The organism is Chromohalobacter sp. 11-W, assembly GCF_029889905.1.
GTDB lineage: Bacteria > Pseudomonadota > Gammaproteobacteria > Pseudomonadales > Halomonadaceae > Chromohalobacter.
The window spans coordinates 148,716-162,812 of sequence record NZ_JARANZ010000005.1 but is presented as its reverse complement, the minus strand read 5'-3'; the positions used below and the strand labels follow the sequence as shown (position 1 = coordinate 162,812).

General features: G+C 58.2%; 14 protein-coding genes and 1 tRNA gene. 9 read left to right on the top strand and 6 right to left on the bottom strand.

Going from position 1 to position 14,097, the window contains the following annotated elements:
* Window positions 1-7 precede the first annotated feature (7 nt).
* Entirely contained in the window at window positions 8-1,063 is a 1,056-nt protein-coding gene (locus OP494_RS08910; protein ID WP_280540387.1) for a sugar phosphate isomerase/epimerase, read from the top strand.
* A 41-nt stretch (window positions 1,064-1,104) separates the two neighbouring features.
* Window positions 1,105-2,301, top strand: a complete 1,197-nt coding sequence (locus tag OP494_RS08905; protein ID WP_280540386.1) for a Gfo/Idh/MocA family oxidoreductase — start codon at window positions 1,105-1,107, stop codon at window positions 2,299-2,301.
* 347 nt (window positions 2,302-2,648) lie between these two features.
* Here OP494_RS08905 and OP494_RS08900 read toward each other — a convergent pair whose 3' ends face one another.
* The 3 genes from OP494_RS08900 to OP494_RS08890 form a co-directional block, all read right to left on the bottom strand.
* Window positions 2,649-3,596, bottom strand: a complete 948-nt coding sequence (locus tag OP494_RS08900) for a DUF2971 domain-containing protein (RefSeq protein WP_280540385.1) — start codon at window positions 3,594-3,596, stop codon at window positions 2,649-2,651.
* Between the two features lie 114 nt (window positions 3,597-3,710).
* Window positions 3,711-3,953, bottom strand: a complete 243-nt coding sequence (locus OP494_RS08895; protein ID WP_280540384.1) for a hypothetical protein — start codon at window positions 3,951-3,953, stop codon at window positions 3,711-3,713.
* On the bottom strand, window positions 3,950-4,447 hold the full coding sequence (locus OP494_RS08890) for a hypothetical protein (RefSeq protein WP_280540383.1): 498 nt from the start codon (window positions 4,445-4,447) through the stop codon (window positions 3,950-3,952). The genes OP494_RS08895 and OP494_RS08890 overlap by 4 nt, the downstream gene beginning before the upstream one ends.
* A gap of 744 nt (window positions 4,448-5,191) precedes the next feature.
* On the opposite strand from OP494_RS08890, the gene OP494_RS08885 reads away from it, so the two are divergent.
* Window positions 5,192-5,551 (top strand): hypothetical protein, encoded by a 360-nt coding sequence (locus OP494_RS08885; RefSeq protein ID WP_280540382.1) that lies wholly within the window; start codon window positions 5,192-5,194, stop codon window positions 5,549-5,551.
* 206 nt (window positions 5,552-5,757) lie between these two features.
* On the opposite strand, the gene OP494_RS08880 is transcribed toward OP494_RS08885, so the two are convergent.
* Together OP494_RS08880 and OP494_RS08875 are read right to left on the bottom strand one after the other, a co-directional pair.
* Window positions 5,758-5,834 (bottom strand) — tRNA-Arg (locus OP494_RS08880).
* A gap of 49 nt (window positions 5,835-5,883) precedes the next feature.
* A complete protein-coding gene (locus OP494_RS08875; protein WP_280540381.1) occupies window positions 5,884-8,370 on the bottom strand; it encodes an EAL domain-containing protein in 2,487 nt (828 codons plus the stop codon).
* Window positions 8,371-8,628: 258 nt separating this feature from the next.
* Here OP494_RS08875 and OP494_RS08870 point away from each other — a divergent pair, with 258 nt between their 5' ends.
* Together OP494_RS08870 and OP494_RS08865 are read left to right on the top strand one after the other, a co-directional pair.
* A complete protein-coding gene (locus OP494_RS08870) occupies window positions 8,629-9,405 on the top strand; it encodes a methyltransferase domain-containing protein (RefSeq protein WP_280540380.1) in 777 nt (258 codons plus the stop codon).
* Entirely contained in the window at window positions 9,402-10,397 is a 996-nt protein-coding gene (locus tag OP494_RS08865; RefSeq protein WP_280540379.1) for a methyltransferase, read from the top strand. Before OP494_RS08870 ends, OP494_RS08865 begins: the two co-directional genes overlap by 4 nt.
* Before the next feature lie 165 nt (window positions 10,398-10,562).
* Here OP494_RS08865 and greB read toward each other — a convergent pair whose 3' ends face one another.
* Window positions 10,563-11,102 (bottom strand): transcription elongation factor GreB, encoded by a 540-nt coding sequence (gene greB / locus OP494_RS08860; RefSeq protein ID WP_280540378.1) that lies wholly within the window; start codon window positions 11,100-11,102, stop codon window positions 10,563-10,565.
* 232 nt (window positions 11,103-11,334) lie between these two features.
* On the opposite strand from greB, the gene OP494_RS08855 reads away from it, so the two are divergent.
* The 4 genes from OP494_RS08855 to OP494_RS08840 all read left to right on the top strand — a co-directional run bounded on the left by OP494_RS08855 (window position 11,335) and on the right by OP494_RS08840 (window position 13,946).
* Entirely contained in the window at window positions 11,335-12,018 is a 684-nt protein-coding gene (locus tag OP494_RS08855; protein ID WP_280540377.1) for a hypothetical protein, read from the top strand.
* A gap of 126 nt (window positions 12,019-12,144) precedes the next feature.
* On the top strand, window positions 12,145-12,774 hold the full coding sequence (locus OP494_RS08850; protein WP_280540376.1) for an NUDIX domain-containing protein: 630 nt from the start codon (window positions 12,145-12,147) through the stop codon (window positions 12,772-12,774).
* Between the two features lie 3 nt (window positions 12,775-12,777).
* Window positions 12,778-13,224 (top strand): DUF1249 domain-containing protein, encoded by a 447-nt coding sequence (locus OP494_RS08845; RefSeq protein ID WP_075368979.1) that lies wholly within the window; start codon window positions 12,778-12,780, stop codon window positions 13,222-13,224.
* Complete coding sequence (locus OP494_RS08840; RefSeq protein WP_280540375.1) at window positions 13,224-13,946, top strand: metallophosphoesterase; 723 nt, start codon at window positions 13,224-13,226, stop codon at window positions 13,944-13,946. Before OP494_RS08845 ends, OP494_RS08840 begins: the two co-directional genes overlap by 1 nt.
* Window positions 13,947-14,097: the final 151 nt, after the last annotated feature.

Sequence of the window (14,097 nt, the reverse complement as noted above, 5' to 3'; positions counted from 1 at the left end):
GCGCGCCATGAAGACCATCAAGGGACCGGCTATCTTTCTCGCTCAGTTCGCGGGTGACGATGCCCCTTTTAATCGCCTCGATACCATTGCTGCCTGGGCGTCGGGGCTGGGCTACACAGGCGTACAGATTCCCAGTTGGGATACCCGCCTGATTGACTTGAAGCAAGCGGCAGAAAGCCAGGATTATTGCGATGAACTCAAGGGGACCCTGGCCGATAATGGGGTGAAATTGACCGAGCTCTCGACACACCTACAGGGGCAGCTCGTGGCGGTACACCCCGTTTATGACGAAGTCTTCGATGGCTTCGCGGCACCCGAGGTGCAGGGCAATCCTTCTGCTCGCCAGGCCTGGGCGGTAGAGCAATTGCACTTGGCGGCCAAGGCTTCCCGAAATCTCGGGCTGACGGATCACGCCACCTTCTCTGGATCATTGGCCTGGCCGTTTCTTTATCCTTGGCCACAGCGGCCGGCTGGCCTGATCGAGACCGCCTTCGATGAATTGGCACGGCGCTGGCGTCCGATTCTGGATGCCTTTGACGAGGCAGGGGTAAACCTTTGCTACGAAATTCACCCAGGCGAAGACCTTCACGATGGCATCACATTCGAGATGTTTCTGGAGCGCGTCGGCCACCATCCTCGCTGCCACATTCTTTATGACCCTAGCCATCTGATCCTGCAGCAGCTCGATTATCTGGGCTTTCTCGACGTCTATCGAGAGCGGATCAAGATGTTTCACGTCAAGGACGCCGAATTCAATTCGAGCCCGAAGCAAGGAATCTATTCCGGTTATCAGTCCTGGACCGAGCGCGCGGGTCGGTTCCGCTCGCTTGGCGACGGCCAGATAGACTTCAAGCGTATCTTCTCGTGGATGGCTGCCCACGACTATGACGGTTGGGCCGTGCTCGAGTGGGAGTGTTGCCTCAAACACCCGGAAGTTGGGGCGCGCGAGGGGGCTGCTTTTATCCGCGACCACATTATCGAGGTGACCGAGCGGGCCTTCGACGATTTCGCCGATGCCGGCTCCGACCAGGCCGCTAACCGCCGCATACTCGGGCTAGATTGAATCCAGCCGGCAACGGCAAACGGCACGACAAGGAGACGATTATGAGCGACCACAACAGCGCCACGCGTCGGCTACGCCTGGGCATGGTCGGAGGCGGCGAAGGGGCCTTCATCGGTGGCGTGCATCGCATCGCGGCCCGGCTCGACGATCAATACCAGCTCGTGGCGGGCGCCTTTGCCTCCAACGCCGAGCGCAGCCAGGCCTCGGCGGCGGCGTTGCACGTATCGCCGGAGCGGGCCTACCCGGACTATCGCACCATGGCCACGGCCGAAAGCCAGCGCGAGGACGGCATCGATGTGGTGGCCATCGTGACGCCCAATCATCTCCATTACGATGTGGCGAAAACCTTTCTCGAGGCGGGAATCGACGTTATCTGCGACAAGCCGATGACTACTACCCTGGAAGATGCCCAGGCGTTGGCCGAGCTGGTCGAGAGAAGCGGACGCTTTTTCGGCCTGACTCACAACTATTCCGGTTACTCGTTGGTGCGCCAGGCTCGTGAAATGGTGGCGACCGGAGAACTGGGCGATATCCGCGTGGTTCAGGTGGAATATCCCCAGGACTGGCTTTCCACACCCTTGGAAGAGAGCGGCGTTAAACAGGCCGAGTGGCGTACCGACCCCAAACGCAGTGGGCCGGCCGGCTGTCTGGGCGATATCGGTACCCATGCCTACCATCTAGCCCGCTTCGTCACGGGGCTAGAGCTCGAATCGCTGGCGGCCGATCTTCACGCCTTCGTCGAAGGGCGGGTCCTCGATGACAACGTGCACATGATGATGAGGTTCAAGGGCGGCGCGCGGGGCATGCTGTGGTCGAGCCAAGTGGCTCCGGGCAACGAGAACGGCTTGAAACTTCGAGTCTTTGGCAGCCATGGCGGACTCGAATGGCGACAGGAAGAGCCTAACCGACTTATTCATTCGCCTTTGGGCGAGCCTTCACGGATTCTCACGCGCAATGGCCCCGGCCTAGGGGCGGCGGCGCTGGCGGCTGCACGCATTCCGCCGGGGCACCCCGAAGGCTATCTCGAGGCCTTCGCGCAGCTCTACAGTGATTTTGCCGAACAGATCCGGGCGCGACGAGAAGGGCGCGAAGCTCAGACCTTGGCACAAGGCACGCCCAACGTTACGGATGGAGTCGATGGTCTCAGGTTCATCTCTCTGGCACTGGCGTCATCGAAACAAGGGGGCGCCTGGGTCGGGCTCGAAGAGCCTGTTGGGCTTGGCGTTGATCGTATGTAAGTGGGGGCGATAGAGTTCTATGTTTTTAGGTAAGTTTTTAATTTATAAAATAAAAATAGGTATGAATATCGCTTATACCAAGTGATATACCATGAAGCCTTATTAGCTGCTCATGGGTCTACCCGAATCGTGACAGCGCGAGAGGACTGGCCGTTTATGGCTAAGAGAGGACCTTGTCGTCGGCGCCCCTGGATCTAGATATGGCTGCTTACCCTACCTGGCTACATCCACCTCACTGAAAAGAAACCTTCGTTTACTTTACAGAATGCTTCAATCTTGCAGCCATGCTAAGGCTAGAGAGCCGCGTAGCCGAACATGAGGGTGAAAGCGTAAGAGAAAATACAAAATTACTCAGACTCTACTTTTTCCAACATCCCTGTTTCAAGTTTGGCCTGATATACACCAGAAATCCTCTTACTTAGAGGGCAGATAAGTCTTTCTGAAATACTAAAACTGCAATCCCTACTAGATTCTATGATTCTTAAAAATCTTTCTACATCGGCATTCTCACCTATTGTCACTCTACGTAAAGCTCCGCAATTTACCCCCGGAACTCCGGTGTCAATTCTAGCTAAAAATATTACATCGTGGCTTTTAGCAGCATTCCATATATCTGCCAAGGCCTCCGTTTTTGAATATGCAATAAAATATTCAATAAATGCCCCGTCTATCTCTAAATAGGCGCCATTGTTATTATTGATGCTGACGGGAGGTAAGCCGTACCTTGAGAGGACTATGTTTATTTTTTCAACCCCGGATTCATTAGCTAGTATTCTAGAGGTGAAATCGAATGGTAGTATGATTCGACTCTCGTCCTCTATTTTCCACTCCTCCTTCTTTTTTGTTAGATGGTACTTAAGAAAGGTTTCTGGGTGGAAATTATTGAGTTCTATTGAGGGGGTGTCTGTATAATCTACAGGTGAATATAAAAAGCCTCGATCAAAACTTAATGAAAATCCTGGAGAAGATGAATTCACAAAAAGCGAAAAAGGATCATCCTCGGGGACTTCGACAGAAATAGCGATGCCTTTTTGGTTGTCGGCGTATCTATCCCACATATGTGATGACATCAAGTCATTACAAAGAGAGACGACGCCATGAAAGTCCATGTACTTCTTTAGTCTTTCCCGCGCATCACCACCAAAATGAATTTCAGCTTCTTTTAATGCGGGTGTTTCGTCAATGCAAAACTCTTCCTCATCGTTCTGGTCCCAGCTAGGCGTAATTCTAAAACAAGGATCGCAGCAGAAGCTTTCAAAAATATCCATGCTCATGAATTTGTGAAGAACTGGCATTTCTCAACCCCCATATGCTTCGCATCATAAACCACATACAGATATCACATATAATACGGGGATGCACTCTCTGAAGGAAAGCGCACGCAACTAACAGCCAAGTGCCGCCGTTCACTAGAGAAAGACCACAACTGCTTGAATGAAGAAGCTTCCACATAGAAATGCAAGGCCGATCCGTTGAAACCGGATGCGGTTAGCATTTTTTACCTTGATATCCTTGTTGCGCTTGTTCACCTCCTCGCTTCCCAAAACACCTCCTACGAACGGCTGCAGGGCATAGCTTGCAAGGAACAGAATGACAGTGCCGATAGTGCCCAGAATGGCCGACACGAGCCCGGCGATTTGTACGTGCGTCATTCCACCAGTCCTTTCGGCTTTCCACCGTCATAGCCGTCAAGCCCTGGGATCATGGACTTTGAGATGCACTTGCAGCCGTCCTGGCGCCCCGGCCATGTCCACTCGCTATTCAGGAACATGCCTCTGCTGATCAGATAAGGCTTGCCGTCGGCCGCCTTATGCGCCGCGTCCTGTTCCTCGCCGCTGGGTAGCTTAGGGTGCAGTCGGCATGGTGTGCCTGAATAGCACCACGTCGCATATTTGATCCCAAGCTTAGTTTGTTGCTCAGCGTTCATGATCGCCTTGGCTTTTAAGTTCAGGGATTGCGAAATATCAGCGGCTCGCCCTTTGGTCATGCCGTCAATGCCCATCAAGGCGGCGGAGATGATGTGGAGCGCACCACCTGCCGAGATCGCTCGGAGCGCCGCCTGATAGATCGCCTCGAAATCGTCAGCATCCACTTCAGGAAGCAGCCGGATGTTTGCCTTCAGGTCTACCAACACGGCATCGGTCATCCTCGCAGAATCGAACTTGACGGTCGGGACGCGGCTAGCAAGGTGTTCAGGTGCATGTGATTTACGGTCTCTCTTGCTCCATTCAAACATAATTGCCCTGTGCGTTGCTTCTGGGTAGTCCGAGCTTAGTGTTTCTTTGCCTGACGTAGAATTACCGCTTTGGGTCGGAAGCGGTCGGCTTTTCAAAGCATACCGGAACAATCATCCGCATCGACTTGCCGCACCCCATTTCGTTGCTCTATTCCAGCCCCCTAGTCGTTTGTCAGTCAGGGAGAAAACCGCAACATTCCGCATCATTTTCATCTCCTCCAGTAGCCTTGTAGCCCTGGCAACGGCGTAGGTTGACGTCGCTTGCAACGCTGCATCAAAACCGACCCCATCAGCCCGCAGGCAGGCGGGGAGTCGACCGCGCGCCGTCGCCGAAAGTCGCAACCGGATGCGTTCCGGCCCTAGGAGGGGCCACAGCCACCCCAATTGATACATTTGAGTAACACTCTGGACTATACAGGCTTAGTCAGGAATCACTAATTCGTCTAGCGGCCTGGGTATGGCTGGGCTTGAACGTTACCTGGACTGATCGACTGATTTTGAGTGGTTGGCTTGATCGCTCGGCGGGCGCTTACCGCTATGCTGGTTGATAGGTGAATTGCTACGGGCATTGAGTAGGAATCGATTGCAGCGAATCGGTTGGTGGTCTAATGCAGGTTCGAGAGGCTTCGTTCTCCTAACAATCAGGGGTGACACATGAACAATTTTTGGACGCTGGGCACTGTTATCGTGGCCATGGCGACTCCCTTCGTCTCGGCAACTGCCAGCGCCGCTGACTTCGAGTGCAGTCGGGATGGCATCCGGTCATCAATGATTGAGAAGCGGGGCTCTTTCCTTGCGTTTCTAAAGGGTGTCGAGGATCCACAATCGGTTCTCGAAGAGTTTCAGAACGAGTTCAAGGCACTTCAGGAGCGAGATGATTACGAGAGCACCTACGCGGAGCTAGAAAGCCTGGACGAGAACCCCGATCAGCAGCCATCGCCTGAGCTCTGTGAAAGGGTTCAGGAGTCCGGCGATGTCGTTGATAACTTCATCGAGTCCAACTCTGGTCGTTGATTCTTGCCAGAAAGCGCCCGAGCCAGGTGCTGGCGGTGACAGGACGGCGAATGCGAGCGGATGATGATGGTCGATGGCAATGGCCCACATGCACGGGGCGCTGGGCAGTCCTCTGCAACGGCCTGGTTGAACGGGGGTTGCGAGACAACCCATGCTTCAGACTAAGCAGATGAGTAGCTGCGAAGCAGGCACTATCTAGGGTGACGTGGCGCCCCCGATAGGGTTCGAACCTATGACCTATCCCTTAGGAGGGGATTGCTCTATCCAGCTGAGCTACGGGGGCGTGGCGGGGTGGGCATTATAAGCGCCCTCGGGCTAGGGATAAACCCGTGTCATGCTTCGGGGCGGGTTGATTGTGCCTGCAAAGCAAGAGGGTAGAGGAGGGGCGCCTTGCTTGCCAGATAGTGTGCTTCGAGTTCATCGCGCGGCATGGGATGGCCGATCAGAAAGCCTTGCACCATGTCGCAGCCCATTTGGCGCAAGACATCGAGCTGCTCGACCGTTTCGACGCCCTCGGCGAGTACCATGCGTTGCATGGCATGCGCCATATCGATGATGCCACCGACGAAACGACGTTGCTGCGGGCGCTCGACGAGATGACGGATGACGGCTTGATCGATCTTGACGATGTCGATGGGGAGTTGGCTGGCGTATGTCAGCGATGAGACGCCGGAACCGAAGTCGTCCAGGGCGATCTGGGCGCCCAAGCGTCGTGCCTGCTGGAGTTGGTTGTAGGCCAAGTCGATGTCATGAAACTGGGTAGTTTCCACGACCTCGACATTGAGAAACGGCGAGGCGAGGGCATGGCGCTTGCGTGCCTGTGCCATGTCTTCGGCGAGCTGACCGGATTCGACTTGGTCACGTGTGACGTTGATGCTAACGGTGACTGCCATTTTGGAAGCCTGAAAGCGTTGCGCGGTGTGGGCGGCCTGGTGGACGAGCCAGGTGCTGTAGGCGTGCTCCAGTGAGGAGTGATTGACGATGTCGATGAAATGGTGAGGCGCGAGCAGGCCCTGCTCGGGATGATGCCAGCGCACCAGTGCTTCGAAGCTCACGATGCGTTCGTCGGTCAGCGACAAGATGGGCTGATAGAACAGCGCCAACTCTTCCTGCTCCAGGGCGCTCTGCAAGCGCGTGTAAAGGTCGTACCCATCGCTCGGGTGGCGCTTGCTCATCGCAACGCGATTCTTGCCTTGCCCTTTGGCTTCGTACATCGCGCTGTCGGCGGCGGCGATCAGCGCGTTCGCTGCGTATTGGCTATCCTCGGTATAAGCAACGCCCACCGAGGCCGAGAGCGTGATGCTATGCTCGTTGCGCAGATTGATAGGGCTGATCAGGTCATCAAGGAGCTTGAAAGCGACCTTTTCAGCTTTTTCTGCACTACGCATGCCTGCCAGCGCGATGACGAATTCGTCGCCTCCCAGTCTTGCAACCAGGTCTGTGCTGCGTGTTTGCTGCTTTAGCCGCTGAGCGATGATCACCAAGGCTTCATCGCCTGCCGCGTGGCCGTATGTATCGTTGATCGGTTTGAAATCATCGAGGTCGATGAATAGTACGGCGACCCCGATGCCGGTATAGGAAAGCCCGGATAACAGGTTTTCCAGCGCACCGCCAAAATGCTCGCGATTGAACAGGCTGGTGAGCGGGTCATAGATGGCGCGCCGCTCGAGGCGCGCCTGCTTCAGGTGTTTCTGGGTGATGTCGCGAAACACGGCAATGTAATGCGTGATGGTGCCGTGGATATCGTGGATCGCCGAGATGGTGACGTTTTCGATGAGCTGACTACCGTCTTTGCGAACGTTCCAGATATCGCCCGTCCAGTACCCTTGTTGGTGCACGGTGGCGAACAGGCTGGTATAGAACTGCGCATCGTGTTTGCCCGAGGACAGCAAGTGGGGAGTGCGTCCCAAGGCTTCCTCGGCGCTGTATCCGGTCAACTGCGTGAAGGCGGGATTGACGTCGATGATGCGTTTGTCGGCATCGGTCACGAGGATGCCGTCATGGGTGCTGTCGAAAACCGTCTCGGCCAGCGCCATGCGTTCCGTGGCGAGCTTGCGCGCGGTGATATCGGTTAGATAGCCATGCCACAGCGTGCCTCCGTTGGCCAGCCGTGTGGGCATGGCAGCGCACTCCAGCCAGCGTAGCCCTCGAGTGGGATGATGATAACGAAAGGCCCTTTGCCATAGTCTCAGCGATGTGGCGGAGCATGCGAGCGCGTCGCGCAGCTGCTGTCGATCCTCTGGGGCGATTCGGGCCAATAATGTTTCGGCGTCTTGTTGCAGGGCGTCGCGGTCGATGCCGCAATAGTCTTCTAGCCGGGGACTGATGTAGGGAAAGCTACCCTGCCTATTGGGCCATTGCCGATATTGAAACAGCACGCCGGGTGCCTGGGCACTGAGCTGTTCGAGGAGGCGGCCTTGGATGCGCCAGCGGGTGCGAGATCGATGTTGTTCATTGATATCGCGCTGCACGCTGATCAGGTAGCAATGTCCCTCCTGACTGTATAGTGGGGCCAGCATTAGTTCGCTGTCGAAACGGGTGCCGTCCTTGCGACGATTTTCGAGGGTCAGCGTCAGCGGGGTGCGTTCTTCGATGGCACGGTGCAGGCGATGGTTGGCCTCCGGGTCTGCATCGCCCGTCTGCAGCAAGCGGCAGGAGCGCCCCAACACTTCCTCGCGATCATAGCCGGTGAGTTGCTCGAAGCCCTTGTTGACGAATATCAGGGGGCAGCCAGGCTGTTCACCATCGGCAATCGTGAGTGCAATGCCTGATACTTCCAGCAACTCGGTCAGCGACGGAGGCAAGATATGTGGGGCCAAGGTCTCGTGTCCTCTACGACATCCACGCGAAGGCGTGGGAATGGCGCTATTTCGCCGGCCACCGGCCGGCGCGCGATCAAGTGGCGTTATGCGTGTTGAATCGACGCCATGCACCGTGCGTGAAAGCCCCGTCTGGTCTGGGCTGGAGGCATACAGGCAGTAACGCTAGACTACTCCTTTTTTACATTCCAGTGCCAGGCTTTGAGCGGAAAAGTGTCTTCATTTGCCGACATTTTAGAGGGACTGGATGAGCAGGGGATGCCATTGGTCACCACCGACCGGATTTTCGACGGCTTGGCCGACAAGTTTGAACGCGGCCTCTACGGGACGCCGCGCGGTGCGATTCGTCTGGCGGTGCTGGGACACGTGTTGCCGAGCGAATTGCCCACCGATGGGCGGCCCGCGTTGGATGTGGGCGCCGGCCTGGGCCAAATGAGTATATGGCTAGCGCAACGTGGTCATGCGGTGACCATGGTCGAGCCCTCGCGCGACATGCGCGAACGTGCCATTGCGGGCGTGGGGGATCTGGCCATCACGCCCGTCGATGCCACCTGGCAGACGCTGCCCGAACGCGCGCCGGGGCCGTGGGGGCTGATCGTGTGCCACGCGGTTCTGGAGTGGTTGGCGGCGCCACAGGCGGCCTTCACACAACTCGCCACGCTGCTGGCGCCGGGTGGCTATCTGTCGTTGATGGTCTTCAACCGCGATGCGTTGCGGTTCTCCAACGTGATCAAGGGCAACCTGGACAAGGCGCTCGATGATCGCCTGGAAGGGCTCGGCAAACGCCAGCGCCTGACGCCGATCTCGCCACTTACCGATGCCCAGGTACGCGCATGGAGTACGGCACAAGGCCTGTCGATCGAGGCGGTGACGGGGGTACGTATCTTTCACGACTACCTTTTGGAGCGCCACCCCACGCCGGAGCAGCTCGAGAAAGTCATCGAACTCGAGCGTCGTTATTGCCAGCAGGAACCGCACTGGCGCCTGGGGCGTTACCTGCATTACACCCTGTACAAACCGGAGACCGTGTCATGAGTGCGGAGACGCCCCCTTGCCAGTTGCTTGCCCGTCAGTCCCACGAGTATCGCGATTGGTTGTGGGTTGCGCCGCCTCGCGATGCATGGCTGGAAACGAACGGCGGCAGCGTATGGAGCGCGGATGCAGCGATTTGTCAGGCCTGGCGGGCGCGTGGGAACCGGGTGTACGACGGCCTCGCGCCGGTGCTGGAAGCGCCGGTCGAGGGTGCCGTATTGTTCTGGCCCAAGACGCATGCGCTAGGCGAGTGGTGGCTGCTGGCGTTGTGCGCGGTGTTGCCTGAAGGGACGCCGCTGCAGGTCGTCGGCGAGCATCAAGGGGGCGTCAAGCGTGTGCTCAAATCGCTGGCCGCCCTGGGGCTCGGGTGCCGCAAGGTGGATAGCGCGCGACGCTGTACGCTGTATGCCACGCGCACGGCACCGTTATCGCTGTCGCCGGAGGCGGCCTGGACCACGTTCGAGGCCGCGGGACTCAGCGTGGCGAGCCATCCCGGCGTATTCGGCCATGGCAAGCTCGATGATGGCACGCGCTTGTTGCTCGAGACACTGCCCAGTGGCCTCGGCGACCCGGCGGGTCGTCACTTGCTCGATATGGGGTGTGGTGACGGTATTCTCGCTGCCTGGCTCGGCGCACGAGGCGCAAACGTCTCGGCGGTGGATCTCAACGCCTTCGCGGTGGCTGCGACACGTCGCACACTCGCAGCCAATCGGCTGGCGGGGGAGGCGTGGCAGAGCGATGTCTACAGCGAAGTGACGGGAAAATTCGACGCCATCGTCAGTAACCCGCCTTTTCATCAGGAGCGTGCCATCGACTACGGCCCGGCAGCGCGCTTGATACGCGAGGCGCCCGACAAGCTGGTTCGGGGGGGCAGTCTGATCCTGGTGGCCAACGCCTTCCTGCCGTATCCCCGCTTGCTGGAAGAGGCCTTCGGTGACTTTACGGTGCTTGCCGATGATCGGCGGTTTCGTATATATCGCGCCATCAAGCGTTAGGGAAGCACTGCATAAATGTCTGCACAGACGAATCGCCGCGTTACGCGGTGCTCGAAGGCTCGCCTAACCCCATGTTATGTCTCGCCTTCTGTGCTCCGGGCGCCTTGCACTTCATTCTGCTCGACGATTTATTCAGCGCATCCGAGGCACTTTTCAGAAAAGAACTTAGGCGTCGGGATCGTCGTAGGCGATATCCGTAATCACGTAGGTGGTATCGCCGGCTGGGGCGTTGACGGTGACGTCTTCGTCGAGTCCTTTGCCTAGCAGGGCTCGGGCGAGCGGAGCATCGACGCTGACCCAGTGCTTGTCGGTGTCGGTTTCGTCGTGGCCTACGATGCGAATCGCCAGTTCCTCGCCGTGTTCATCCTCGAGCGTGACATAGGCGCCGAAGTACACCCGTGAGGTGTCGGCGGGCAGGCGGTCGACGACCTGAACCTCATCCAGACGCTTGCCGAGATAGCGGATACGCGCGATGACGCGGTTGAGCTCTTTCTTGTTATAGGTGTAGTCGGCGTTCTCGCTGCGGTCCCCTTGGGCGGCGGCTTCGCCGACCTTGGTGGAAAGCGCGGGACGTTTGACGCGGGAAAGATGCTCATGGATGCCCTTGAGCCGGGCATAGCCCTGTGCCGTGATCAGCGGGCTCTTCTTTTCCTGGCGCGGGTCCTTGGCAGGATCGCGCCAGCGGGTCATGTTGCGGCCTTTCATGCCTACCTCCAGAGCGTGGAATGCTTACCCTACGCAAGCCGTGCCGGTACGCCAACCCCGCTGCCCGGTGCGGAGTCGTCGATACGAAGACTCGGGCCACGACGAAAATTCGGACTACGACGAAAATTCGGACTACGACGAATCGACTTAGCGATTAATTCAAACGTTCGTTACATTTTAGAGCGAGTGAACATACCTATTATCGCAATGGTGCAGCACGCCAGGAGGTCGCATGCAGGTTCGTTATGTTGAGGGAGCACGTCGCCGACGCTGTCTCGTTCCGGCACGTCTTTATGTGGTCTTGTGCGCCGCATTGATCGGCGCGCTCAGTAGCGCTATGGCCTGGGCCGATGCTTCGCCGGATGGTGTATATCCGTTGATGTCGCGTTGGGGAAATGTGGAATATGGCATGCAGGGCGCGGCACAGGAAAAGGCGCTTGCAAGCCTGGCGAAGGAGGCCGGTGCTCTCGCTGAGGCGCATCCCGACAACGCACATGTATTGACGGCCGAAGGCGTGATTCTCGCCTCGTATGCCAAGGCCAAGGGCGGTCTCGGGGCGCTGGATCTGGCGAAACGTGCACGCAAGGCGCTGGAACGTGCCATCGAGCTCGATCCGCGCGGCGATAACGGTTCCGCCTATGTGACGCTGGGCGCGCTATACGATCGTGCGCCGGGCTGGCCCGTGTCGTTCGGCGATGACGACAAAGCCGGTGATCTGTTGCGTCGCGCGCTGGAAATTCGCGGCGATGGCATCGACACTCATTACTTCTATGCCACGTATCTCCGTGACGAGGGGCGCCGCGCCGAGGCACGTCGCCACGCGCAGCAGGCCGTCGATGGCCTGGCCCGCAAGGGGCGCGATTCTGACGAGGCGTTGCGAGAGAAAGCTCGGCGGCTATTGGACGAATTGTCATAGAAGAGCGCCGACGCGGTTGGCATCGCCATGCCGCGTCGGGATAATGAGGCGCATTGTGCCCGTGTTAGGGGGCGACGCGCCTTGCAACGTGTCGCCTCGTTCATGGCTTTACTGTCAGGAGGCGTCATGGCTGAACAGGCTCATCCCTACACGCCGCGTTACGCGCATGAGTCGGTAGAGGAGCGCTTCGATGAAACGCTGCAGTCGGGATTCTTCAGTCTCGAGCGGCGTCATTATCGGCATCGTCGTTTTGACGGTGGATGGAGCGAGCGGGTCCTCCGTGAAGTTCATGTGCGCCACGACGCGGTCGGCGTGCTGCTTTACGACCCGCAGCGTGATTGCGTGGTGCACGTCGAACAGATACGTGCCGGTGCGTTGGACGATCCGCAAAGCCCTTGGAAGCTGGAGCCCGTGGCGGGGTTGGTCGACGCGGGTGAGACCGGCGCCGAGGTCGCCCGCCGTGAATCCATGGAAGAAGCTGGCTGTGAGATCGGCGAGTTGATCGAATTGTATACGTACTATCCGAGCCCCGGCGCGTGCACCGAGCGAGTCACCTTGTTCTGCGGGCTGGTGGATAGCGACGGTGTGGGGGGTGTGCACGGTCTCGAGAGCGAAAACGAGGATATTCAGGTCCACGTACTGAGCTTTGCCCAGACCTGGGCGCTACTCGAGCAAGGCGTCATCGATAACGCGATGTCCCTGATCGCGTTGAACTGGCTGGTGCGTGAGCGCGCCTCGCTACGGGCAAGGAGGTAGAGGATGGCGAAAGCGGCATATGTTAACGACCTCAAGTCCCTGCAAGGCGAGTGCACGGCCAACTACCTGCGCCTGAGCCGACTGCTCGGCGACATGGGCGCCGGAGAAACACGCGAGGTCGCCCTGGCCGGTGAGCATCGTCGCTTTGGCTCGCTGTGGCTGGAAGTGCTCGAATGCGCGCCTTACACCACCATTTGTCGTGTCTCGCAGAGTGGTGTGCTGGACGGCATCATCGAGTCGCCGCGCATGCGTGTGCATCTTTATCACGACGCACGCATGGCGGAAGTCACCGACTTTCAGCGCCAACGGCATTTTCATGGCCGGTATCGCTACCCCAACGCGCGTATGCATCAGCCCGACGAAAAACTCCAGCTCAATCGCTTCTTGGGGGAGTGGTTGGAACATGGCTTGGCTCACGGGCTGACCGTGGACGTGCCGGAGCTGCCTTGATGCGCCTGATTCAGATCAGCGATTGTCATCTCTGCGCCAATCCCGAGGCGCGTTCACGCATCGGCTATCCGCTGCGCCAGCTGCGCGCTGTCGTTGCCCAGGCACGGCGATTGCGTCCAGATATCGTGCTGGTCAGTGGCGACATCAGCCATGATGAATCCCCGGCGGCATACCGTCATGCTTTTGAGGTCTTCACCGAGTTCGAGTGCCCATGGTTCTGGATGACCGGCAATCACGACCATCCCGAGTTCATGGAAGAGCTACATCCCTTTCACGATGAACTCGACCTCGGCGAGTGGCGGCTATTGCTGCTGGACTCCCGCATACCCGGTCAAGCGGGCGGAGAGCTGGGCCAAGCCGCCTTGCAGGACCTGGCCATGCGTCTCGAGGAGGACGAGCGTCCGACGTTGCTGGCCATGCACCACCCGCCGCTGAAAATCGGTTCGGCGTGGATGGATGCACTGGGCCTGGCGGACCGCGAGGCGCTATGGCAGACGCTGGCCGCTTACGGCCAGGTACGGGCGGTGCTGTGTGGGCATATCCATCAGGCGTTTGCGAAACGCCATGGGGACATTGCCGTTTACGGCTGTCCCGCCACCGCCGATCAGTTTCTTCCCCGGCGAGATGAGTTCACGCTCGATGAAGCGTCTCGCCCCGGTTTTCGCATCATCGACCTCGAAGGACAGCGTTTGTCGACCTGGGTGGAGCGCGTCGATCCTTGAGAGTGGGGGCGTTGTGCTCATGCCTTTTATGCTTTTGCGTGCTTAAAAGATAGTCCTTAATTCTTTGACGTTATCATATGTCTCTAGGTACCGTGAGCGCCATGACGCGTAGAGCGGCGGGCCACGAGCTTCCAGCTTGTCTCAACGACTG